The 21909-nt window shown below is 57.9% G+C and carries 23 protein-coding genes; 17 read left to right on the top strand and 6 right to left on the bottom strand.

Translation table 11 applies throughout. From position 1 onward, the window contains the following. Nucleotides 1-156: 156 nt before the first annotated feature. Genes ACR0LN_RS17680 through selD form a run of 7 tightly spaced genes read left to right on the top strand, consistent with a single transcriptional unit; the run spans nt 157 to nt 8246 of the window. Nucleotides 157-3027, top strand: coding sequence for a monovalent cation/H+ antiporter subunit A (locus tag ACR0LN_RS17680; RefSeq protein WP_480431524.1), 2871 nt, complete (start codon nt 157-159; stop codon nt 3025-3027). Next, complete coding sequence (locus ACR0LN_RS17675) at nt 3027-3386, top strand: Na+/H+ antiporter subunit C (RefSeq protein WP_480431523.1); 360 nt, start codon at nt 3027-3029, stop codon at nt 3384-3386. Before ACR0LN_RS17680 ends, ACR0LN_RS17675 begins: the two co-directional genes overlap by 1 nt. Beyond that, nucleotides 3383-4924: a monovalent cation/H+ antiporter subunit D gene (locus ACR0LN_RS17670; RefSeq protein WP_480431521.1), complete on the top strand. Its 1542-nt coding sequence runs from the start codon at nt 3383-3385 to the stop codon at nt 4922-4924. Before ACR0LN_RS17675 ends, ACR0LN_RS17670 begins: the two co-directional genes overlap by 4 nt. After that, nucleotides 4924-5421: a Na+/H+ antiporter subunit E gene (locus ACR0LN_RS17665; protein WP_480431578.1), complete on the top strand. Its 498-nt coding sequence runs from the start codon at nt 4924-4926 to the stop codon at nt 5419-5421. Before ACR0LN_RS17670 ends, ACR0LN_RS17665 begins: the two co-directional genes overlap by 1 nt. After that, nucleotides 5418-5687 carry a K+/H+ antiporter subunit F gene (locus ACR0LN_RS17660; RefSeq protein WP_480431519.1) on the top strand — a complete coding sequence of 90 codons (270 nt, stop codon included), beginning with the start codon at nt 5418-5420 and terminating at the stop codon, nt 5685-5687. The genes ACR0LN_RS17665 and ACR0LN_RS17660 overlap by 4 nt, the downstream gene beginning before the upstream one ends. A gap of 7 nt (nt 5688-5694) precedes the next feature. Further along, nucleotides 5695-6081 (top strand): Na+/H+ antiporter subunit G, encoded by a 387-nt coding sequence (locus tag ACR0LN_RS17655; protein ID WP_480431518.1) that lies wholly within the window; start codon nt 5695-5697, stop codon nt 6079-6081. 5 nt (nt 6082-6086) lie between these two features. Next, complete coding sequence (selD, locus tag ACR0LN_RS17650) at nt 6087-8246, top strand: selenide, water dikinase SelD (protein ID WP_480431516.1); 2160 nt, start codon at nt 6087-6089, stop codon at nt 8244-8246. Here the strand turns inward: selD and mnmH are convergent. After that, nucleotides 8237-9289: a tRNA 2-selenouridine(34) synthase MnmH gene (gene mnmH / locus ACR0LN_RS17645; protein ID WP_480431514.1), complete on the bottom strand. Its 1053-nt coding sequence runs from the start codon at nt 9287-9289 to the stop codon at nt 8237-8239. The genes selD and mnmH overlap by 10 nt on opposite strands. A 44-nt stretch (nt 9290-9333) precedes the next feature. After that, entirely contained in the window at nt 9334-9999 is a 666-nt protein-coding gene (locus ACR0LN_RS17640; RefSeq protein WP_480431513.1) for an SOS response-associated peptidase, read from the bottom strand. 55 nt (nt 10000-10054) lie between these two features. Between ACR0LN_RS17640 and ACR0LN_RS17635 the strand changes: the two genes are divergently transcribed. Continuing rightward, nucleotides 10055-11707 carry a tetratricopeptide repeat-containing sulfotransferase family protein gene (locus ACR0LN_RS17635; protein WP_480431511.1) on the top strand — a complete coding sequence of 551 codons (1653 nt, stop codon included), beginning with the start codon at nt 10055-10057 and terminating at the stop codon, nt 11705-11707. Between the two features lie 56 nt (nt 11708-11763). On the opposite strand, the gene ACR0LN_RS17630 is transcribed toward ACR0LN_RS17635, so the two are convergent. After that, nucleotides 11764-13347 (bottom strand): bifunctional metallophosphatase/5'-nucleotidase, encoded by a 1584-nt coding sequence (locus ACR0LN_RS17630; RefSeq protein ID WP_480431510.1) that lies wholly within the window; start codon nt 13345-13347, stop codon nt 11764-11766. A 108-nt stretch (nt 13348-13455) separates the two neighbouring features. Between ACR0LN_RS17630 and ACR0LN_RS17625 the strand changes: the two genes are divergently transcribed. The 4 genes from ACR0LN_RS17625 to arsC are packed head-to-tail and all read left to right on the top strand — an operon-like array spanning nt 13456 to nt 15615. Beyond that, complete coding sequence (locus ACR0LN_RS17625) at nt 13456-13794, top strand: DUF952 domain-containing protein (protein ID WP_480431509.1); 339 nt, start codon at nt 13456-13458, stop codon at nt 13792-13794. Further along, nucleotides 13791-14222 (top strand): DUF1330 domain-containing protein, encoded by a 432-nt coding sequence (locus ACR0LN_RS17620; protein WP_480431507.1) that lies wholly within the window; start codon nt 13791-13793, stop codon nt 14220-14222. The genes ACR0LN_RS17625 and ACR0LN_RS17620 overlap by 4 nt, the downstream gene beginning before the upstream one ends. Then, a complete protein-coding gene (locus ACR0LN_RS17615; protein ID WP_480431506.1) occupies nt 14219-15277 on the top strand; it encodes a quinone-dependent dihydroorotate dehydrogenase in 1059 nt (352 codons plus the stop codon). The genes ACR0LN_RS17620 and ACR0LN_RS17615 overlap by 4 nt, the downstream gene beginning before the upstream one ends. After that, nucleotides 15274-15615, top strand: coding sequence for an arsenate reductase (glutaredoxin) (gene arsC / locus ACR0LN_RS17610; RefSeq protein WP_480431504.1), 342 nt, complete (start codon nt 15274-15276; stop codon nt 15613-15615). Before ACR0LN_RS17615 ends, arsC begins: the two co-directional genes overlap by 4 nt. Here arsC and ACR0LN_RS17605 read toward each other — a convergent pair. The 3 genes from ACR0LN_RS17605 to ACR0LN_RS17595 are packed head-to-tail and all read right to left on the bottom strand — an operon-like array spanning nt 15612 to nt 17872. Next, complete coding sequence (locus ACR0LN_RS17605) at nt 15612-16928, bottom strand: MATE family efflux transporter (protein ID WP_480431502.1); 1317 nt, start codon at nt 16926-16928, stop codon at nt 15612-15614. The two genes, arsC and ACR0LN_RS17605, sit on opposite strands and share 4 nt — an antisense overlap. A 6-nt stretch (nt 16929-16934) precedes the next feature. Then, nucleotides 16935-17453, bottom strand: coding sequence for a PaaI family thioesterase (locus ACR0LN_RS17600; RefSeq protein WP_480431501.1), 519 nt, complete (start codon nt 17451-17453; stop codon nt 16935-16937). Further along, a complete protein-coding gene (locus tag ACR0LN_RS17595) occupies nt 17453-17872 on the bottom strand; it encodes a PaaI family thioesterase (RefSeq protein ID WP_480431500.1) in 420 nt (139 codons plus the stop codon). Before ACR0LN_RS17595 ends, ACR0LN_RS17600 begins: the two co-directional genes overlap by 1 nt. A 113-nt stretch (nt 17873-17985) precedes the next feature. Here ACR0LN_RS17595 and ACR0LN_RS17590 point away from each other — a divergent pair, with 113 nt between their 5' ends. From ACR0LN_RS17590 to ACR0LN_RS17570, 5 genes are all read left to right on the top strand, one after another. Next, nucleotides 17986-18354: a MerR family transcriptional regulator gene (locus ACR0LN_RS17590; protein WP_480431498.1), complete on the top strand. Its 369-nt coding sequence runs from the start codon at nt 17986-17988 to the stop codon at nt 18352-18354. Nucleotides 18355-18638: 284 nt separating this feature from the next. Beyond that, nucleotides 18639-19040 carry a MerR family transcriptional regulator gene (locus ACR0LN_RS17585; protein ID WP_170490436.1) on the top strand — a complete coding sequence of 134 codons (402 nt, stop codon included), beginning with the start codon at nt 18639-18641 and terminating at the stop codon, nt 19038-19040. A gap of 46 nt (nt 19041-19086) precedes the next feature. Then, nucleotides 19087-20868 carry an acyl-CoA dehydrogenase C-terminal domain-containing protein gene (locus tag ACR0LN_RS17580; RefSeq protein ID WP_480431496.1) on the top strand — a complete coding sequence of 594 codons (1782 nt, stop codon included), beginning with the start codon at nt 19087-19089 and terminating at the stop codon, nt 20866-20868. A 54-nt stretch (nt 20869-20922) separates the two neighbouring features. Then, complete coding sequence (locus ACR0LN_RS17575; RefSeq protein ID WP_480431494.1) at nt 20923-21135, top strand: hypothetical protein; 213 nt, start codon at nt 20923-20925, stop codon at nt 21133-21135. 129 nt (nt 21136-21264) lie between these two features. Continuing rightward, a complete protein-coding gene (locus tag ACR0LN_RS17570) occupies nt 21265-21903 on the top strand; it encodes a glutathione S-transferase family protein (RefSeq protein WP_480431492.1) in 639 nt (212 codons plus the stop codon). Nucleotides 21904-21909: the final 6 nt, after the last annotated feature.

The following is a 21909-nucleotide window of genomic DNA, read 5'->3' as shown; positions in this document are numbered from 1 at the left end:
TCCGTCCCCGAGATCAAGTTCGCGTCAATATTACGCATCTAATATGCACCCAATATGTAGGTTTATTGACGCAGGGGAACCTTGCATTTTCTGAACAGTCATTAAATTATCCCTACTAAATCTGTCAAATTGACCGCTCAGACCGGAGTATCGCACTTGTCCCTATTCCTCATCGCGGCCCTTCCCTTCCTCGGAGCTGTCTTTCCAGCCCTCCTGATACGGGCAGGACGAAACGCAGCAGCCTCGGCCGCGGGGCTGACCACCTTTCTGGCCTTGATGGGGCTGCTGATCCACATCCCCTCGGTCATGCGCGGAGACGTCGTGACCGCACGGTTCGAGTGGATACCGGCACTTGGGCTGAACGCGAACTTCATGCTGGACGGTCTTGGGTTCCTGTTTGCGCTGCTGATCCTTGGGATCGGACTGCTGATCATACTCTACGCACGTTTCTACCTGAAGCGTGAGGACCCGATGGGGCAGTTTTATACCTATCTGCTGCTGTTTCAAGGCGCGATGGTCGGGATTGTCCTGTCGGACAACATCCTTCTTTTGCTTATTTTCTGGGAACTTACGTCGCTAAGCTCATTCCTTCTGATCGGCTATTGGAAACACCTGCCGGAAGGGCGGCAAGGCGCACGGATGGCGCTGGCAGTGACCGGCGGCGGCGGTTTGGCAATGATCGCTGGCATGCTGATCCTTGGCAATATCGTGGGCTCCTATGACCTGAGCGTCATCCTGCAAAACAAAGAGCTGATCCAGGCTTCGCCCTATTACTTGCCTGCCCTGATCCTGATTTTGCTGGGCGCTTTCACCAAATCGGCGCAGTTCCCGTTCCATTTCTGGTTGCCGCATGCGATGGCCGCGCCGACGCCCGTTTCGGCCTATTTGCACTCGGCGACGATGGTGAAGGCCGGTCTGTTCCTGATGGCACGCATGTGGCCGGTTTTGGCAGGAACCGATGCGTGGTTTTATATCGTGGCAACCACCGGACTGGTGACAATGCTGATCGGCGCGTGCATTGCGCTGTTCAAGGATGACCTCAAGGCGCTGCTGGCGTTTTCGACCGTGTCGCATCTGGGTCTGGTGACGATGCTGCTTGGCTTTGGCACCAAATTCGCCGCCGTTGCCGCCGTGTTCCACATCATCAACCACGCAACCTTCAAGGCCGCGCTGTTCATGACCGCCGGGATCGTAGATCACGAGACCGGAACCCGCGACATCAAACGCCTGGGCGGGTTGCGCCACCTGATGCCGATCACCTTTACCATCGGTATCATTGCCGCCCTGTCCATGGCTGGCCTGCCTCCGCTGAACGGTTTCCTGTCCAAGGAAATGATGCTGGAAGAAACCGTCCACACCACTTGGCTGAACTCGCACTATCTGGTGCCCGGTTTGGCCCTGCTGGCTGCGCTGTTCTCGGCTGCCTATTCCTTCCGCTTTGTCAGCCATGTCTTTCTTGGTCCGCAGCGCGACGATTATCCGCACCATCCGCATGACCCACCTGTGGGTCTGTGGCTGGCCCCGGCATTCCTTGTGGTGCTGGTCGTCTTGATCGGGCTGTATTCTGCGGCAATCGTTGGACCATTGGTCGCGGTCGTCTCAAGCGCTGTGATTGGCAGCGAGAAACTGCCCTACTATTCGCTGAAACTGTGGCACGGCTTCGCCCCCGCGCTTTACATGTCTGTTGTGGCCACGCTGGGCGGTCTGGTCCTGCTGGCCCTGCACCGCCGGGGTGAACAGCTTTGGAACGCCCTGCCCCGCCCAGAGGCCAAGGTGATCTTCGAGGCCGTCATCGGTGCGCTGACCGCGCTGAGCCGCTGGATCACCGACACGCTGCATAACGGAGTGATCAGCCGCTATGCGATCATCCTTGTCGCGTTTACCGTGGGGCTTGGCTACTACGCCTTCACGACCGGCTCGATTGGTCCTGTAACGCGTGAACCTCTGCCCATTCAAATCATCCCGTTCATCGGCTGGATTTGTTTGGTTGGTGCGACGCTGGCGATCATGTGGTTCCACCGCAACCGTTTGTTGTCGCTGGTGTTGATCGGCGTGGTCGGGTTGATCGTCTCGATGGCGTTTAACTATCTGTCGGCTCCGGATCTGGCGCTGACGCAGATCTCGGTCGAGGTGGTGACGATGATCCTGTTGCTGCTGTCGCTGAACTTCCTGCCCACCGATACCCCGTGGGACAGCAGCGCCGCGCGGCGCTGGCGCGATGCGGCGATCTCGGTCGTGGCGGGAATTGGTAGTGGTGCGTTGATTTATGCGCTGATGCTGCGGGACTTTGCTTTCCCGACGATTTCCGAGTTCCATCTGGCGAACTCGTATAAAGGCGGTGGCGGCACCAACGTCGTAAACGTGATCCTCGTTGACTTCAGGGGTTTTGATACCTTTGGTGAGATCATTGTTTTGGGCATCGCCGCCCTGATCATCTTTGCCCTGACCGAGTCCGTTCTGGGCACCAACGTTCGCGCCTATTTGCTGAACCGCAAGCCGCATTGGCCACAATCGGGGGATTCGCATCCTCTGATGATGGTCGTTGCCACCCGAGTGATGATGCCGATTGCGCTGATGGTCGGCGCCTACATCTTCTTCCGCGGTCACAACCAACCGGGCGGTGGCTTTATCGCGGGTCTGGTCGTCGCGATTGCGTTCCTGATGCAATATATGGCCAGCGGTTATACTTGGGCCATCGAACGGCAAAGGTTCTACTACCACGGCACGATCGGTTGGGGTGTTCTGATCGCAGCCGCCACAGGGATCGGTGCCTGGTTCAACGAGCGCCCGTTCCTGACAAGCGATTTCGGCTATATCAACTGGCCTCCACTCGAAGAGTTCGAATGGGCCACGGCCATCCTGTTTGACACCGGCGTGTTCCTGGCGGTCTTGGGCGCTGTGATGCTGGCGCTGGACAGCCTGTCACGCTTTGCATGGCAACCGGGCATGGCACAGGAATTCCCAATGGATATCAACCCGCTGCGGGACAATCCGCCGGAAGAAGAACAAGAGAAGGAGCAGGCCTGATGGAAGCGCTCGTAGCCTCAGCCGTAGGCATTATGACCGCCGCCGGGATTTTCCTGATCCTGCGTCGCCGGACATTCCCCGTTATTCTGGGTCTGTCGCTTATCACCTATGCGGTGAACGTATTCCTGTTCGCCACCGGACGGCTAGCGCTGGATGCGCCCGCCGTTCTGAACAAGTATGAAGAGGTTCCCTATACCGATCCGCTGCCGCAGGCGCTGGTGCTGACGGCCATTGTTATCTCGTTCGGGATGACGGCGGTGATCGTGATGATTGCGCTCTCTGCCTATCTGTCCTCGAAAGATGACCATATCGACATGACCGCTCAGGACAGCGTGGACGCGCAGGGAGAAGACGCATGAACCACTGGATCGTTGCGCCGATCGTCCTTCCCGCGATCCTGGCTCCGTTCATCATCATGGTCCTGCGATACCATCTGGACCTGCAGCGTATCTTCTCGGTCGCCGGAGTCGTGGCCCTGCTGGGGATCGCCCTGACCATCACCGCGCAGGCTGCGGGCGGAGATATTCAGGTCTATGAGCTGGGCAACTGGCCCGCGCCCTTTGGTATCGTCATGGTGCTGGACCGTTTGTCAGCCATGATGGTGTTGCTGACGGCCCTGATTGCTTTGCCCATTGTGCTTTACGCCATCGCATCTGGATGGGACGAACGGGGCAAACACTTTCATGCGCTGTTCCACTTTCAACTCATGGGCGTTTGCGGTGCCTTCCTGACCGGTGACGCCTTCAACCTGTTCGTGTTTTTCGAGGTGTTGCTGATCGCCTCTTACGGTCTGATGACGCATGGGGGTGGGTCGGTGCGGCTCAAGGCCGGGGTGCAGTATGTGGCCTATAACCTGATAGGCTCGACCCTGTTCCTTTTTGCCTTAGGGACGCTTTACGCGGTGACCGGGACGCTGAACATGGCGGATATGGCGGTTCGAGTGGCGGAATTGCCCGCCGACGATACGGCCCTGCTGCGCGTCGGTACGGTGCTGCTGCTTTTGGTGTTCTGTATCAAAGCTGCCGTCCTGCCACTGCATTTCTGGCTACCCGCCAGCTATGCAAATGCGCCACTTCCCGTGGCCGCTTTGTTTGCGATCATGACCAAGGTGGGCGCGTATTCGATCCTGCGGATGTATACGCTGGGCTTCGGTCCCGAGGTTGAGGCGACACAAGGTTTGGTCGGTGCGTGGCTGCAACCCGCCGCGTTGGTGACGCTGGCTGTCGGTGCCATCGGCATCCTTGGCACGCAGCACATCGCGCGGATGGTTGCCTTCTGCGCCATAGCGTCGATGGGCACCTTGCTGATCGCGATTTCTCTGTTCACCGAAACCGCTACTGCCGCTGCTCTATATTACATCTACCACTCGACCCTGGCGACTGCGCTGCTGTTCCTTGTAGCCGATCTGGTGATGGAACGTCGGGGCGGCACGATTGCCCCCACGGCCCCGATGCCGCAAAGTGGGTTGATCTCAGCCCTGTTCTTTGTCGGAGCAATCGCTCTGGCGGGGATGCCACCGCTTTCAGGGTTTATCGGCAAGCTGCTGGTGCTGGACGCCGCACGGGACGCGCCGGATGCAAACGCGATCTGGGCTGTGATCCTGATCGGCTCTTTCGTCACCATTGTGGGATTGGCACGTGCCGGCACGCTGATCTTCTGGAAAAGCCACGATGCCGAGCATAACCCGCTGCCTGACGACAGCGAGGAAGGAGCCCCCGCCCTGCCCGCGCCCGAGCCCAATCCCGGCCTTGCATTCACAGCGATCTTCGGCGCGGTTCTTGGCCTTGTCATGCTGACCTTGTTCGCGGGTCCCGCGCTGAACTACGCTGGCAAAACGGCTGAGCAGTTGTTCAACCCGGAAGATTACATTTCGGCCGTACTGGGAGGAGAAGAATGATCAAGCTTCTGCACCGGATTTTCCCGCACCCTCATCTGACCTTCCTGCTGACCTTCGTGTGGGTTCTGCTGGCCAATAACGGGTCGCTTAACTCGCTGGTTTTTGGCCTGATACTGGGGATTATCATTCCCTTCATCACTCAGCCCTACTGGCCGGATCGCCCCAAGCTGCGCAACTGGCCTATGGTGGCAGAGTACATGCTGGTAGTGTTGTGGGATATCGTAATCGCCAACATAACGGTTGCCCGCATCATCCTGTTCAAACGCGATGCGGACCGCCAACCCGGTTTCGTCTGCATCCCCCTTGAACTGCGAACGCCCGAGGCAATTACGGTGCTGGCGGGGACCATCACTATGACCCCGGGCACGGTCAGCTGCGACCTGTCTGCACAAGGGCATAACCTTTTAGTCCACTGCTTGGATGCGCCCGACAAGGACGCCGTGCGCGACCAGATCAAACAACGCTATGAGCGCCGCCTGAAGGAGATTTTCGAATGATCGATTTTGCGATCTTGTTTGCCTTCGCCTGTTTCGGGGCGGCCATCATGCTGTGCCTGTATCGGATCATCTCGGCCGAGGGTGTCGGTACCCGCGTTCTGGCGCTGGATACGATGGTGATCAACACTATCGCTCTGATGATCCTTTATGGATTGTCTTTGGGGACCGAGATCTTTTTCGAGGCAGCGATGATTATCGCCATGCTCGGCTTTGTCTCAACCGTGGCCTATGCGCGCTTTATGCTGCGCGGCAATATCATCGAGTGAGGGCGACATGACATTCCTAGTAGAATTGCTGATTGCCTTCTTCCTGATCGTCTCGGGCATCTTCGGCTTTGTCGGGTCGTTCGGCATGATCAAGCTGAAGGACCCAATGTCCCGCCTGCACGCGCCTACAAAGGCGACCACGCTGGGTGTAGGCGGCGTATTGTTGGCGTCTATCGCGCATTCGGTTCTGTTGGAGGGCAAACTGTCCCTGCATGAGTTGCTGATCACTCTGTTCCTGTTCCTGACCGCCCCGATCACGGCTCTGTTCATTGCCAAGTGGCACATTCACCGCCATGAAAAGCCCAGCGACCTTCCTGACGCGGGCGAGGATGAGCTTTGGGCCACCCACGCGGTCGAACAGGTCGAAGACGTCCCAGACCACAGCAAGACCTGAGTTCCATGCATCAACTTCCGCTGCCCATGACCCGTGATCTGGTTCTGATTGGCGGAGGACATACCCACGCGCTGGTGCTGCGAAAATGGGGGGTGAACCCCTTGCCCGGGGCGCGGGTGACGGTGATCAACCCCGACCCTACCGCGCCTTATTCCGGGATGCTGCCCGGCTTTGTCGCTGGTCACTACAAGCGGTCAGAGCTGGACATTGATCTGGTTCGGCTTGCCCGGTTCGCAGGCGCGCGCGTGATCCTCGGCCCTGTTGAAAGCATCAATCCAGACAAGCGTCAAGTACACGTGCCTGGCCGCCCTCCGGTGGCGTTTGATGTGGCTTCAATCAATGTAGGCATTACTTCGGACATGCCCGCTTTGCCCGGTTTTGCCGAGCATGCGGTTCCGGCCAAACCGCTGGGGCCGTTTGCGTCGCGGTGGGCCGAGTATCTGGCCGGAACCGGCCCCGCCTCGGTCGCGGTGATCGGCGGTGGCGTCGCCGGAGTCGAACTTGTGATGGCGATGGCGCATGCACTGCGCGTCGAAGGGCGCGACGCGAAGGTGACACTGATCGACAATGCCTCGGCCCTGACCGCAACCGTTGACAAGGCCGCTGCCACTATTCGACAAGCCATAGGTGATCTGGGTGTCGAGCTAATTGAAAACGCCACCATCTCATGCATTGAAAACGATCACATCACCCTCAGCGACGGGCGCGAATTTTCGGCTGAATTCGTAACGGGTGCCGCCGGTGCCCGCCCGTATGACTGGATCGCCAAGACAGGGCTGGACCTGCATGACGGTTTCATCCGCGTGAATGGTTTTCTGCAATCCAACGATCCTGTGATCTTCGCTGCCGGGGACTGCGCGCACCTGTCCGACAATCCACGCCCCAAGGCCGGGGTTTATGCGGTGCGCGAGGCGCCGGTCTTGTTCAATAATCTGCGCGCCGCGTTGGGTGCAGGGAAGATGAGGCGCTATCAACCTCAGAAAGACTACCTGAAGCTGGTCTCGCTGGGTGGAAAATCCGCGCTGGCCGAGCGGCTGGGCACCTCCTTCAGCGGGTCGTTGATGTGGAATTGGAAGAACCACATCGACCAAAAATTTATGAACAAATTCCGCGATCTGCCTGAAATGGCGCGCCCAGCCCTGCCCCGACGACACGCGGCCGGATTACACGAGGCACTGGGCGAAAAACCTTTGTGCGGCGGATGCGGCGCCAAAGTCGGTCGCAATGCCTTGCAAGCTGCGCTGAACGATCTACCCGCTCCAAAGCGCACCGATATCATCCCCTTGCCCGGAGATGACGCCGCGTTGCTGACAACTGGCGGTGCACGGCAAGTGATGACTTCGGATCATCTGCGTGGCCTCACCAATGACCCGGTTCTGATGACACGCATCGCCGCAGTACACGCACTGGGGGATATCTGGGCAATGGGTGCCAGCCCACAGGCCGCAACCGCGACGATCATCCTGCCGCGCATGTCCCCCGCGCTGCAGCACCGCACGATGGTCGAGATCATGGCGACAGCCACGGAAGTCATCCGCAATGCGGGGGGCGAAATCGTCGGCGGCCACAGTTCGATGGGCGATGAAATGACGATCGGATTCACCCTGACGGGCCTGTGCGAGAAAGACCCGATTACTCTGTCAGGCGCCCGGTCGGGGGATGCGCTGATCCTGACCAAACCACTGGGTAGCGGCGTTCTGATGGCCGCTGAAATGGCCGGTCGGGCCGAGGGCGACTGGGTTGACGAGGCTTGCCAGCAGATGGTTCACCCACAAGGCGAAGCGTCCCGTATTCTGGCCGCCGCCCACGCGATGACCGACGTGACGGGCTTTGGTCTGGCAGGACATTTGCTGGGTATGTGCGAAGCGTCGGATTGCGGTGCAACGCTGGATCTGGACGCAATCCCACTGATGGCTGGCGCGCAGGAACTGAGCGCACAAGGTACCCGGTCCACGATATTCAATGAAAATCGGAGCCTCGTCCCTGAACTACCCTCCGGCGACAAGGTCGACCTGTTATTCGACCCTCAAACCGCAGGAGGGTTGTTGGCGGCAGTCTCCGCAAAACAGGCGCAAGGGTTATGCGAACACTTACGGCACGCAGGGTACCCGGCGGTCATCATCGGGTGTGTGACTGACACCCCAGGATTGCGCCTTCAAAGCTGATCCAGAATGTGTTCGATGCGCGCGGCCGCATCGTTCAAACCAGCCTCATCCAGCGAGGGTGTATTGACCTGAGCGATAATCTCCACCTCACGTGCACGGCGGGATTTCGTATAGGCCGGGTCATAGTGTTGCTCCATCAATGCCCGCGTCAGCGCCGCTTTGTCTTCGGCTTCAATCAAAGAAAACCAACCATCAACTACGTCATGCCCCCTGTGCGCCCGAAGCGGATCAAGGCGATCCCGCAACCGGTCCGCATCGGACAGGATATCATCATAGGCACGAACCAGATATTCGGTGCGCGCCTCAATTGGCACAAGCACCTGAATACGCGGCGCGGTGGACAACGCAGCCCAAAGGCTGGGCGGCACGATCAAAGAGCCGATCTTGGAAGATTCCGCTTCGACCACCACCGGGTGTGCCGGATTCAGCCTGCACAAAGCGGTTGCCAGAGCGGATTCGAAAGCTTTCTGACTAGGCTGCCCGCCCGGCATTTCGCCCAATAAGGATCCGCGGTGATTTGCCAACCCTTCAAGGTCCAGAACCTGCACGCCGCGCGATTTCAGATGCGCCAGAAGTTCCGTCTTGGCCGTCCCTGTATACCCGTCCAAAGCCACCAGACGGTGCGGCAGCGGGTCATCGTAGAGGTATTTTTTCACTAAGCGGCGATAGGTTCGGTAACCGCCTTCGACAACCTCAGCCCGCCAACCGATCTGCTGCAGCATCCAGGTAAAAGACCCGGACCGTTGCCCGCCGCGCCAGCAATAGACCAGCGGCCTCCAACCGCCTTCATGATGCGACAGGTGGTGTTCAATGTGGTTGGCTGCATTGCGAAACACCAGCGCCGCGCAAAGTTTTCGGGCGAGAAAAGGGCTTTGCTGGACATAGATGGTGCCGACCCGCGCACGCTCTTCGTTATTCAGAACCGGTAGATTGATGGCCCCGGGCAAGTGGTCCTCAGCAAATTCCGCAGGGCTGCGCACGTCGATCACCGTGTCGAACTCATGCGCATAAAGGCCCGGCAGATCGCTGAAATTTAAAGCCATGTCGCATGGTCTAACTTGCGATCCTGAAAATGAAAAGGAGCGTTTCAGACAGGTATCGGCTCAATCAGGTCCGGACCGCTCGCCCTGTTCGAGTTCACGACCGGGTCAACACGGTAGTACTCTAACACGTCTTCGGCACCGGGCTGCATCAGCCGCGCAGCCCCCTTGCCCGCCTCACCCAGCCAGAGTGGCCAGTCATCAGGTTCCAGAACAAGCGGCATCCGATGGTGAATGGCGCTGAGGTGTTTGTTGGCAGACGTAGTGACGATCGCACAGGTCCCCTGTCGGGCTTCGTCTGCGCCCCAATTTTGCCAGACCCCAGCAAAGGCAATTGGCGCGCGGTCTCTGCGGTGGATATACCAGGGCAAACGGGTGCCCTGTTCGGTTTTGGTCCATTCGTAGAACCCGGTCGCCACGATCAGGCAGCGCCGTTCGCGGCATGCTGCGCGAAACGCAGGTTTCTCGGCCAAAGTCTCAGCCCGCGCATTGATCAGCAGCGGCCCGGCGGTCTCTGACTTGTACCAATGCGGCAGAAACCCCCAGCGCAGTGGGTCCAGCTTGCGTCCGGTCTCATCCGCCCGCACCACATGTACCTGATTTGTCGGGCATACGTTGAAATTCGGCACCGGCGGCAGCGTGTTCGCTGGCCGTGCAGAAAACAGCTGCGCCATTGCGTCGTTGGGAAGGGTTATTGCAAACCGTCCGCACATGGGTAATGAACCATCATTAATCGTTTCATACAGGCACAGGGTGTCACGGGGTCACATGCAAAATCAAACAGCGAAAACCCTCAAAGGCAAGGCGGTGGCAGCGCTGGACGCAGGCAAGCTGCAACAGGCGCTGAAAAAAGCACAGCTTGGTGCCAAGAAATTCCCCAATGATTCAGATTTTCACGCGATCTCGGGCTTTGTGCTGACAGAACTGCAGCAGTACAAAAAATCCATCCCGCATTTCGTCGAAGCATCGCGGATGAAACCCGACGATCCGCAATTTGTGGAAAACCTCGCGAATGCCCTGATGCAGACCGGGCAGATTCCCAAGGCGTTGGATTACACCGAACAAAAGCTGGAACAGTTCCCCAACAACAAAGAGCTGAACCGAGTCTTGGATGAGATCCACCTAAAGGGGAAAAACTGGCGCATGATTGTCGAGCATGCGACCAAAAAGCTGGCAAGCGAACCCGACGATGTGAGCCTCTTGTCAAAGCGGGCTGAGGCCTATTCGAAGATCGGGTTCGTCGATGACCATTCCCGCGACCTCGCTCGTGCCTATGAGTTGGCTCCAGACAACCTGAAGGTCGCTTTCCAGAAATCCGTGAACCTGCATCAGAGCGGAGACAAGAAGGGATCAAAGGAAATACTGCAGCGCATTTTGGGCGAAATCCCTGAACATCCGCAGGCCCTGCTGCAAATGTCGACAATGGTTTCCAAGGAGGATGCGCCGCAACTGCTGGAGGCAGTTGAAGCCACTATCTCAAAGAGAGGCGAGAACTTGGTGGAACTGGAATTCGCCAAGGCGCATCTGATCGCGAAAATGGATGGTTTGGCCGCAGCTATGCCGCAATTTAAGCAGGCCAATACTCTACAGCATGAAAGTAACCCCTATAATGCCGCCAAGGAAGAAGAAAAGCTGAACCAGATCAAAGGCCTGTTCCCTGTGGGGGCGGAAACACCCGAGTCCGGGGTCAGTGAGTCTCCCGTTCCGATTTTTGTTCTGGGTCAGCCCCGTTCAGGCACCACGTTGATGGAGATGATGCTGAGTTCCTCCTCTGACATCGCCGGATGCGGAGAACTGATGTTAGGGTCCGATCTGTCGCGGGAATACGAAAAGAATGGTCTGGGATTTAACGCAGAAAAAGCCGCCGAATTCGCGCAGGATTTCCGAAGACTGATGCCGCCGATTCCTGAAGGATCCGTCGCTTTTGTCGACAAGATGCCACACAATTACCAGCGCGTCGGTTTCCTGTTGGCCGCGTTCCCCAACGCAAAGATCATCAATATGCTGCGTGATCCACGCGATGTCGGGCTATCCAAGTGGATCAGGCGGTTCCCGGCAGGTGGTATGCGGTATGCATCAAACCTCAACTCTATTGCCCACTCGGCCAATATGTACCGACGCTACATGGCCCATTGGGACGCCGTTTTTGGGGACCGCATTCTGACCGTTCCTTACGAAAAACTGGTGGCCGATCCCAAAACCTATAGTCAGCAGGTAGCTAAGTTTTGTGAAATCGAATGGCACGAGGCGATGATGCACCCCGAGGAAAACACCAGACAGGTTAGAACTGCCAGCATAGATCAGGTGCGTAACAAAATCTCGACCAAATCCATTGGCGGATGGCAAAGCGTCTCCGAGCATCTGCGCCCTATGCTGGACGGTTTCGACCCCGCGCTTTGGCCCGAATACGACTTGGGGTAGCTCACAATAAAGGCCGCATCTGATGATGCGGCCTTTTTCATTGCTCATCAGCAGATTTACTTCTGCTTGATGCGACCATCCAAATAAGGTTGGTACGGCGCATTTTCAGCTAGGTATTCCGCGGTCACGTCGGCCAGATCAGGACCATAATCGTAGGCATTCTTGTCGTCGCCTTCGAACATGCTGTAGCCGTCACCACCATTGCGGACATAGTTATTTGTAACCACCAAATACGTGGCCGCCGGATCAATCGGGACGAACCCATCACCTTCCGCAACCATAACTTCGGATATGCGCCCTTCGTTCGGCGCTACAGATGGGTCCCATGTAAAGGTCAATCCCGCGACCTGCGGGAAGCGGCCTTTGACCTCTTCCACCTGGCTGACGCCGTTTTCCAAGGCATCGATGACAGTCTGACCACTGATCTCAAAGGTCGAAAGCGTATTCTGGAAGGGCAGAACGGTCAGAACCTCTCCCATTGTAACCTCGCCCGGATCAATCGAAGCGCGCAGCCCGCCCGAATTGGCAATTGCGATCTGAGCGCCCTGATCCGCAACCCGTGCCAACATGGCGTCGGCAACCAGATTACCCATCTCACATTCCTGCACACGACAGACTGACCGGTCGCCTTGGATGGCAGCGGCAGAGTTAGCAACCACGCGCTTTTTCATCTCTTCAATCGGCGCGCCCATTTCGGCCACGCGAGCAGCAATGTCCGCATTTGGTTCAACCGACGCGTCCAGCAGAATGGGCTCACCTTCCGCAGAGATCAGATTGCCATCGTCGTCGAAGGTCAAAGTGACCTCGCCCAGATATTTGGAATAGGCATAGGCCTGCACCACCGGCACATCGCCGACCATCAAGGGATATGAGCCAGCCGCGCCGTCCTGCGTGTTCGAAAGCAGCGTGTGGGAATGCCCACCAATCACAAGATCCAGACCGGGCACGTTCTCGGCAATCTCAATGTCCTTGGCCAGCCCGACGTGGTTTAACGCGATGATGATATCGACACCTTCAGCCTGCAGCGCCTCGACATCCGCTTGCAGGCTTTCGATTTCATCCTGAAACACCACGTCTTTGCCGGGGCTGGACGTATCAACGGTATCCGTCGCCAGTGCGGAAACGATGCCGATCTTTTGGCCTCCGACCTCTAACACCAAGTGGTTGTCGACCTTCCCCTTCAGTTCGGTTGAGGAGGAAAGATCCAGGTTGCCCGAGATCACCGGAAAGCTCACCGCGTCGATGAAAGCGGCCAGACCTTCGGGACCGTCATCGAATTCGTGGTTGCCGACAGCCATGGCGTCATAGCCGATGGCCTCCATAAACTCAGCCTCGGCTGCGCCTTTGTATGTCGTGTAGAACAATGAACCCTGGAACGGGTCACCCGCGTCCAGCAACAGAACATTCTGATCCGCCAACTCATCCCGCTTGGCATCAACCATCGTTTTCAACCGCGCAACGCCGCCAAAGCACTTACCTTCGGCTTCATCCTCAGCGTCGCAGGTCGAGTCATATTTGTTGATGGATTCGATGCGGCTGTGAATATCGTTCGTGTGCAAAATCGTAAGCTTAAATTCGGCAGCGGCCATGCCTGCGGTCAGGCCCAGAACCGCCACTGACGCCAGAAAACGGGTGAACATCTTCATACTCCTTGTTTTTGATTGGCGCGATGGTGCGCCGCCGTGCTGGAAGAGTCAAAGGGGGAAATCCGGCTTGATTCTACCCTCCGCGCGGGGCATCAGAGCCTTATGCTGATTTACAAGATTTTCCGGGCCAATGAATGGGCCACGTTGCAGGAACAAGGGGCCTCGGACGGCGCGCCGATTGATGTATCCGATGGCTATGTCCATTTCTCGACCGCCGAACAAGCAGCCGAGACCGCAGCCAAGCATTTCGCCGGGGTTGAGGGGTTAACACTACTGGCATGCGATGCTGATGCCATGGGCGACGATCTGAAATGGGAGGTCTCGCGCGGCGGGGCGTTGTTCCCCCATCTCTATCGTCAGATCCGAATGGCGGATGTGGTCTGGTCCCGCCCCCTGCCATTTGATGGGCAAGCGCACCAGTTCCCAGAGGAGATGGCATGACCACGTTCATCGACCCTGACCGCGCCCAGTTCGAGGCATTCAAAGTCTTGGATCGCGATCATCCGATCGAAATGTTGAATCTGGTGAAGTTCCGCGCCAAGGCCGAATATCCAGAAGGTCACGACCTTGCAGGTAACGGTCTGACCGGCGCGCAGGCATATCGCAATTACGGAACTGAAACCGCACCAATCATCGCGCGTCTGGGCGCCTCGATCCTGTGGCGTGGCACTTATCAAACCACATTGATCGGCCCGCAGGATGAAGCATGGGATGAGGTTTTCATCGCCCGCTATCCGACGGCTCATGCGTTTCTGGAGATGGTGACAGACCCGGTCTATCAAGCTGCCGTCATTCACCGTCAGGCAGCGGTTGAAACCTCGCGCCTGATCCGCTGCGCACCTACCAAAAGCGGAGAGGCTTTCGGATGAAACTGACCGAGAAACTGGGGCTTGCCGTCCTGCACAAGTTGGACCCCGAGACTGCCCACGGCATGTCGATCAAGGCGCTGAAGGCCGGTCTGGCCCCAATGCCGGGACCGGTGACGTCACCCCGTCTGAAGACCCAAGTGGCTGGTTTGGACCTGCCTAATCCCATTGGTCTGGCCGCAGGGTTCGACAAGAACGGCGAAGTACTGACCCCTCTATCCCGCACCGGGTTTGGGTTTATCGAAGTCGGCGCCATCACCCCGCGCCCGCAGCCCGGCAACCCCAAACCCCGCCTGTTCCGCCTGACCGAGGACAAAGCCGCGATCAACCGCTTTGGCTTTAACAATGAGGGCATGGAGGTCATGGCACGCCGTTTGGCCGACCGCCCCAAGAACGCGGTAATCGGCCTGAACCTTGGCGCGAACAAGGACAGCGACGACCGCCCCGGCGATTTTGCCAAGGTGCTGGCCCATTGCGCAGCGCATCTGGATTTCGCCACAGTCAATGTCTCATCCCCCAACACCGAGAAGCTGAGGGACTTGCAGGGCAAAGCCGCGCTTGGCGCGCTGCTGGGCGGTGTCATCGAAACCCGTAACGGGCTGCCCCGCCGCATCCCGATCTTCCTAAAAATAGCCCCTGACCTGACCGAAGCAGAGTTGCAGGACATCGCCGAGGTTGCCGCTGAGACTGGCGTAGATGCGGTGATCGCCACCAACACCACCTTATCGCGCGACGGTCTGCGTAGCGCCCACCAAGGCGAAGCCGGTGGGCTTTCCGGCGCGCCCTTGTTCGAAAAGTCGACGCGCGTTCTGGCCCATCTTAGCCAACTGACCGGGGGAAAAATCCCTCTGATCGGCGTTGGGGGAGTAAGCAACGCTGAACAAGCCTATGCCAAAATCTGCGCCGGGGCGTCCGCTGTGCAGTTTTATACCGCACTGGTCTATGGCGGCATTTCTCTGGCGGCCGAAATCGCTCAAGGGCTGGATGAGTTGTTGGCGCGGGACGGCTTCAACACCGTGGCGCAAGCCGTTGGAAGTAAACGAGAGGACTGGCTGTGATTGCGTATTGGCACAACCCACGTTGTTCGAAATCCCGCACCGGGCTGGCATTGCTGGAGGAAAACGGCGCGCAGGTCGATATTCGCAAATACCTTGAGGCTGCGCCCTCGGCCGAGGAAATCCGCGCGGTTCTCGCCAAACTTGGCGTCGAACCCATAGACATGATGCGAACCGGGGAAAAGCGGTTCAAGGAACTGGGGCTGACCAAAGCCTCAGCTGCTGATGAATTGATCGCCGCGATGGCCGAGAACCCGATATTGATCGAGCGCCCTCTGGCGATTGCGGGCGAGAAGGCAGCCATCGGGCGACCGCCCGAAAACCTGTTGGCGCTGCTTTAAGCCACCTGCGCTTCCAGTTTTGGGTATCTCCAGCCCATTGTGACGCCGCGTGCGATGTTCAGGACCATCAGCGCGGCCCACAGCCCGTGATTGCCCAGCGTTGGCACCAGAACGAACAGTGCCACCACATAGATTGCAACCGATTGGATCATCGCATTACGCATGGCGCGGGTCCATGTTGCTCCGATATAGATGCCATCGAACATCCAACTGGCGACACCAATGGCCGGGGCCAGCGCAGCCCAGATCAAGTATTCTCGTGCCGCAAGCCGCACCTCCGGCGAGGTGGACATTAAGTCGATTAACGCTGGTCCCGCCAAGTAGAACACAGCCCCAAGGGCAAGCGCCCCACCCACGCCCCACTGGGACGCCATGATTGACGCGCGCCGAACCTGATGGCGATTCTTTGCCCCAACGGCACCGCCAACCAGTGCCTCGGCGGAAAAGGCGAATCCGTCCAGCGCAAATGCGGTGATTTCCAGGAATTGCAGCAGTACCTGATTGGCCGCAAGGTTCACGTCGCCAAGATCAGACCCTACGAACAGGAAGGTCGTGAAGGCACCGGTCAGCAGGACCGAGCGGATCATGATGTCTCCGTTCACCTGCATCATCCGGCGCAGACGCGCGCTGTCGAATATCCGGGGCCAGTCGCGCCATTGATTGCCCCCAAACGCATCACGGCATAGCCAGAGGCCCAGCACCAGACCAGTCCATTCGGCGATAAGGGTGGCAATAGCCACGCCCTCGACGCCCCAGCCGAGACCCAGAACGAACCAGAGGTCCAGAACGATGTTCAGCCCGTTCATCCACACCTGCAGGACAAACACCCCTCGGGTCCGCTCGACCGCGATCAACCAGCCCGTCACGGCATAAAGCGCGATCGTAGCAGGTGCGCCCCAAATACGGATTTGCAGGTAATCCCGCGTCAGCGCTTCGACCTCGGGGCTGGCGGGCGATAGGGCAAAGGCTCCCCAGAACACCCACACCTGCGTCAGGACAAAGAATAGGCCCGCCGTGCCACCTATTAGCAGTCCCCGCATCAACAGCGCGCCTGTTTCAGCTGTATCCCCGGCGCCGCGTGCCTGCGCCGCCAGACCAGTGGTGCCCATGCGAAGGAAGCCGAAAATCCAATATATGCTGGCCAGAATAACCGCGCCCATGCCCACAGCCCCAATGGGTGCCGCTTGGCCCATCTGCCCGACCACACCAGTATCGACCGCCCCCAGAATGGGCACTGTGGCGTTGGATAACACGATCGGAACCGCGATCTTCAACACCCGTTTATGCGTGAGAGGAGCCGAAGCGTCCTGCATCGCGTGCTACTCTTTTTCCAACTTGTGTTGCGGCATCAGGAAGTGCCCGGTGGCCTGCGCAATCGGTCGCAAGTGATTGTCCTGCCAGGCCTCGACCCGCACGGACGCGTAGCGCCGACCAGACCGGCTGACGAAGGCGCGGGCATAGGCGTCGCGCGGCAAACCCGAGCGCAAGTAATCCACTGTAAAATCAACAGTTTTTGGAAACCGTATCGCTTCGGCCCTGAAAATCTCATCCGCGTCGATCTCACCGCTTTCGATGCGAGGAAAGAAATACTCCCAGCTCAGTGTGATGACAGCGGTGACCTCAAGAAACGCTGCCGTGACCCCACCGTGCAGCGCGGGCAGCAAAGGGTTTCCGATCAACTTGTCTTCAAAGTTCAGCACTCCGGTCAGTTCGTCGCCCCGCCGGTCGAAAGTGATGTTTAGAAACCTGATATAAGGAACCCCTTCGACAATCGCATTCAGGGCCGCGTCGCGGCGTTGCTTTACCACTTGCATAGGTTCGGGTTTCGAGCGCGGCATCACAGACCCTCCACAGTAAATGTACCGGCAGCGGTCGCGACCAGGCGGTATTCATCCTCATCCATCGCAGTCGCACGGACGAAAGCCACATTACGAGTGATGTGATAGCACGTCGCATGAGCCGTAATTGTCTGCCCCGGCGTTGCGGCGCGCATATAGTCGATACGCAAGTTGATTGTGGCGGTTCCACCGGGTGCCGAAGGGTGGGTCATGACGGCAGCGCCACAACACGTGTCCAGCGCGGTGAACACAGCCCCGCCATGAATGACGCCTGTTCTGGGGTCTCCAACCAGATCGGTGTTGTATGGCATCGCGATTGCGGCCTCACCATCGCCGATTTTGGTCAGTTCCAGACCCAACGCCCCAGCATGCGGTATCGCCTCGATGAACCGGCGCGCGATCGCTACTTTGTCGACCATGTCGAAGTGTCCTTTTGATTTGGCCCTTTATGAGCCTGTGCCCGGCAAAAGAGCAAGACCGCCTGTTGCGCTTGCCGCCACGACGCCCTAGTTTGCTGGCGAGGAGACTGAAATTGACCGACAACCGTTTGTCATTAAACGAGATGTGCGAAGAGTTCGACGTAACCAAGCGCACCTTACGATATTACGAATACATCGAATTGCTGCAGCCCGAACGCGAAGGCCGCACTCGGTATTACGGCCCACGTGAATGTGCACGCATGAAATTGATCATGCGCGGTCGGCTATTCGGCTTCTCGTTGGAAGAGATTCGCCAATGGCTGCTGATCTACGAAAATCAGGGAAACCAGGCGCAGTTGGCCGAATTCCTAAGAATGGCTGACCGTCAATTGCCGGAATTGCAAAAGCAGCGCCAACAACTGGATGAGGCGATGGAAGAACTCCAGCGCTTGCGCGACCAGACCGCCAAGTCTCTGAGCTGATTCCAGTCAGGGTCGATTCAAACTGACCGGATTCAAGTGAGCAGGGCGTTCGCGCCCTGCCCTCGCTTTGTTGCTTGTCCGTAAGACTCCGCCCCATTTTCACCGAAATTCCGTTACGTCACGTCCAAAATTGCGGGCACAGCACACCTTGACGTTAAGGGATGCTACGTCAACTTTCTATGTGACGTAGCGTTTGCATTACGTGAACGTCACCTACGTGTTGTAACGTGCGCATCGACTGCGCAACTGACCTAATAGACGCCAGTGACGAAAGTGCTGAAACCATGACCGAAGATCTGATGACCATCCGTGAAATGTGCGAGACATACGATGTCACGCCACGTACATTGCGATTTTACGAGGCCAAGGAACTTTTGTTTCCGATCCGCGAGGGTCAGAAACGCCTGTTCACCAAACGGGACCGAGCGCGCCTGAAACTGATCCTGCGCGGCAAGCGTTTCGGCTTTAGCTTGGAAGAGATCCGGCAATTGCTGGACCTCTACCATGTGGGCGACCAGCAGATGACCCAGATGACCCGAACAATTGAAATCGCTCGGGAACGTTTGGGTGATATGGAGGCTCGCCGCGAGGAACTGACGCAAGCCATTGACGATCTGAAAGAGCAGCTGCGCTGGGGCGAGAAAGTCATCGCCTCGATGAAAAACGAGAAAAAGGCCGCCGAATAACCCAGGCAGCCCAATCCCCGGACATCTGAATTTAAGGGAGCTTCAAATGCCCGTTTACAACGCGCCTACCAAAGACACTCAGTTCATTCTGCATGATGTTCTGAAAGTCTCGGAATCCGACATTCCTGGGTATAGCGAACTGGAAGCCGAGTTTACCGGCGCTGTACTGGAAGAAGCCGGCAAAGTTGCCACCAACGTGCTGCATCCGTTGAACGTGGTAGGTGACACCGAAGGATGCCGCTTAGAAAACGGCATCGTCTACACACCTACAGGTTTCAAAGACGCCTTCGAGCAGATGAAGGAAGGTGGCTGGCCTGGACTGGACATGCCGGAAGAGTATGGCGGCCAGAACATGCCATATGTCATTGGCACCGCAGTGGGCGAGATGTTCTCGAGCGCGAACCAAGCTTTCACTATGTATCAGGGCCTGACCCACGGTGCGGCCTCGGCCATTCTGGCGCATGGCTCGGACGAGCAGAAAAACAAATACCTGCCGAACATGGTCAGCTGTGAATGGACCGGCACCATGAACCTGACCGAACCGCATTGCGGCACCGATCTGGGTCTGATGCGCACCAAGGCAGAACCGCAGGGCGACGGCAGCTATAAGATTTCGGGCCAAAAGATATTCATCTCAGCCGGCGATCACGACATGGCCGACAACATCATTCATCTGGTGCTGGCCAAGATTCCCGGCGGCCCCGAGGGCATCAAGGGTGTATCGCTGTTCATCGTACCAAAGTTCATTGTGAACGAAGATGGTTCGCTGGGCGAACGCAACGGCGTCTCGGTCGGCAAGATCGAAGAAAAGATGGGCATTCACGGCAACTCGACCTGCGTCATGAACTATGACGAGGCGACCGGCTGGCTGCTGGGCGAGGAACACAAAGGCATGCGCGCCATGTTCACCATGATGAACGAAGCGCGTTTGGGTGTGGGCATGCAGGGCGTGTCCCAGGCCGAAGCTGCATTCCAAAATGCTTTGGAATATGCCAAGGACCGCTTGCAGGGCCGTGACGTGACCGGCGTGAAGAACCCGGGCGGTCCAGCCGACCCGCTGATCGTTCACCCCGACATCCGCCGCAACCTGATGGATCAGAAAAGCTTCACCGAAGGCGCACGTGCGTTCCTGCTGTGGGGCGCGACCATGATCGACAAGGCGCACCGTTCAGGAGACAAGGACGCGGACGGGCTGATCTCGCTGCTGACCCCTGTCATCAAGGGCTTCCTGACCGATGAAGGCTATGACATGACCGTGCAGGCGCAACAGGTCTATGGCGGCCACGGCTACATCGAAGAATGGGGCATGTCGCAATACACCCGCGACGCCCGCATCGCGATGATCTACGAAGGAGCCAACGGCGTTCAGGCGCTGGACCTCGTGGGCCGTAAACTGGCGCAGGATGGCGGCAAGCACGTCATAGCGTTCTTCGACATGGTCAAATCCTTTTGCAAGGAAAACGGTGGAAAGGACGAAGCCTATGACAAAGCCTTCATCGAACCGCTGAAAGCCGCGTCCAAGGATCTGCAGGCCGCAGGTATGTACTTCATGCAGGAAGGCATGAAGAACCCCAACAACGCGCTGTCTGGGTCGTATGACTTCATGCACATGTTCGGCCATGTCTGCCTGGGCCTGATGTGGGCGCAAATGGCCAAGGCCGCGCAAGAGGCGCTGGATGGCGGTGCCTCGGACAAAAAGTTCTATGAGACCAAGATCAACACCGGTCGCTACTATATGGCCCGTCGCCTGCCCGCCACGGCGATGCATCTGGCCCGCATTCAAACCGGCGCAGACACGGTCATGGCATTGGAGGCTGCGAATTTTTGATCTCAACCCGGTTCCGAGGCGTCACCTCGGAACCGGATATTCGGAGAAGACTAAATGCCCAAACGCTTTCGCCTGACCCGCCGCTTTCCGGTCGCCATGACCGAAGACGGCTATCGCAAGCTCCGCAGCTTTGCGCATGAGGCCGGTCTGGATGAGGGCGAGGCACTGTCTTTCCTGTTCGAAAACTTCAACAGCGTCATGGATGAGGAAAAATTGACCCGAAAGCTACGCGTTTTCAATTCCGAGCTGGAAGCGCGCAAACGCTGACGGCTCCCTTCACACCTGCTTTGGGTGTGCGTGTTTTCAGCAAGGCGAACCCCTACCCCTGAATGGGTCGGCTTTCTCGAAATACGCAGATTACAACACTGCACCATGCGCCTAGGGAGGGGCAATCGCATGACCATCAAACTTCATTGCTTCGGTGAAAGCGGGAACTCATACAAAGCGGCCCTAGCGCTGGAAATGTCCGGTCTGGAGTGGGAGCCGGTCTTTGTCGACTTCTTCAACGGTGAAACCCGCACACCTGAGTACCGCGCAGATGTCAATGAGATGGGCGAAGCGCCCGTCATGATTGATGGCGATTTTCGCACCACGCAGTCCGGGGCAATCCAGGCCTATGTGACCGAGAAATCCGGCAAGTTCGGCGGCAAGGATCGGGACGAGAATTACGATATTTTCCGTTGGGTTCTGTGGGACAACCACAAGCTAAGCTCGATGGCGGGGTTGACCCGGTTCCTGATAAACTTCCTTCCAGAAAAGCACCGCAACCCGGATGTGATTGCCTTTAACCAAGGCCGTCTAAAAGCGGCCTATGATGTTCTGAACACCCATCTTGAGGGCCGAGACTGGATTGTTGGGGACGGCGTGACCAACGCTGACCTCAGCTGCTGCGGCTACCTCTATTACCCAGAACCGTTCGGCTTTGATCGTGCCGACTGGCCCAATATCGACGCCTGGCTGACCCGTTTGTCGGAACAACCCGGCTGGAAACACCCCTATGACCTGATGCCCGGCAACCCGTCGGATCGAGCTTGAGGAGAA

It is taken from the genome of Ruegeria sp. AA6, assembly GCF_056542865.1.
This window is presented reverse-complemented; position numbering and strand designations above follow the sequence as displayed.

Coding starts and splice junctions, on each gene's coding strand:
- ACR0LN_RS17675 (WP_480431523.1), top strand. CDS start 3,027: ATGGAAGCGCTCGTAGCCTCAGCCGTAGGCATTATGACCGCCGCCGGG.
- ACR0LN_RS17670 (WP_480431521.1), top strand. CDS start 3,383: ATGAACCACTGGATCGTTGCGCCGATCGTCCTTCCCGCGATCCTGGCT.
- ACR0LN_RS17660 (WP_480431519.1), top strand. CDS start 5,418: ATGATCGATTTTGCGATCTTGTTTGCCTTCGCCTGTTTCGGGGCGGCC.
- ACR0LN_RS17655 (WP_480431518.1), top strand. CDS start 5,695: ATGACATTCCTAGTAGAATTGCTGATTGCCTTCTTCCTGATCGTCTCG.
- selD (WP_480431516.1), top strand. CDS start 6,087: ATGCATCAACTTCCGCTGCCCATGACCCGTGATCTGGTTCTGATTGGC.
- mnmH (WP_480431514.1), bottom strand. CDS start 9,289: ATGGCTTTAAATTTCAGCGATCTGCCGGGCCTTTATGCGCATGAGTTC.
- ACR0LN_RS17640 (WP_480431513.1), bottom strand. CDS start 9,999: ATGTGCGGACGGTTTGCAATAACCCTTCCCAACGACGCAATGGCGCAG.
- ACR0LN_RS17635 (WP_480431511.1), top strand. CDS start 10,055: ATGCAAAATCAAACAGCGAAAACCCTCAAAGGCAAGGCGGTGGCAGCG.
- ACR0LN_RS17630 (WP_480431510.1), bottom strand. CDS start 13,347: ATGTTCACCCGTTTTCTGGCGTCAGTGGCGGTTCTGGGCCTGACCGCA.
- ACR0LN_RS17625 (WP_480431509.1), top strand. CDS start 13,456: ATGCTGATTTACAAGATTTTCCGGGCCAATGAATGGGCCACGTTGCAG.
- ACR0LN_RS17620 (WP_480431507.1), top strand. CDS start 13,791: ATGACCACGTTCATCGACCCTGACCGCGCCCAGTTCGAGGCATTCAAA.
- ACR0LN_RS17615 (WP_480431506.1), top strand. CDS start 14,219: ATGAAACTGACCGAGAAACTGGGGCTTGCCGTCCTGCACAAGTTGGAC.
- ACR0LN_RS17605 (WP_480431502.1), bottom strand. CDS start 16,928: ATGCAGGACGCTTCGGCTCCTCTCACGCATAAACGGGTGTTGAAGATC.
- ACR0LN_RS17600 (WP_480431501.1), bottom strand. CDS start 17,453: ATGCCGCGCTCGAAACCCGAACCTATGCAAGTGGTAAAGCAACGCCGC.
- ACR0LN_RS17595 (WP_480431500.1), bottom strand. CDS start 17,872: ATGGTCGACAAAGTAGCGATCGCGCGCCGGTTCATCGAGGCGATACCG.
- ACR0LN_RS17585 (WP_170490436.1), top strand. CDS start 18,639: ATGACCGAAGATCTGATGACCATCCGTGAAATGTGCGAGACATACGAT.
- ACR0LN_RS17580 (WP_480431496.1), top strand. CDS start 19,087: ATGCCCGTTTACAACGCGCCTACCAAAGACACTCAGTTCATTCTGCAT.
- ACR0LN_RS17575 (WP_480431494.1), top strand. CDS start 20,923: ATGCCCAAACGCTTTCGCCTGACCCGCCGCTTTCCGGTCGCCATGACC.
- ACR0LN_RS17570 (WP_480431492.1), top strand. CDS start 21,265: ATGACCATCAAACTTCATTGCTTCGGTGAAAGCGGGAACTCATACAAA.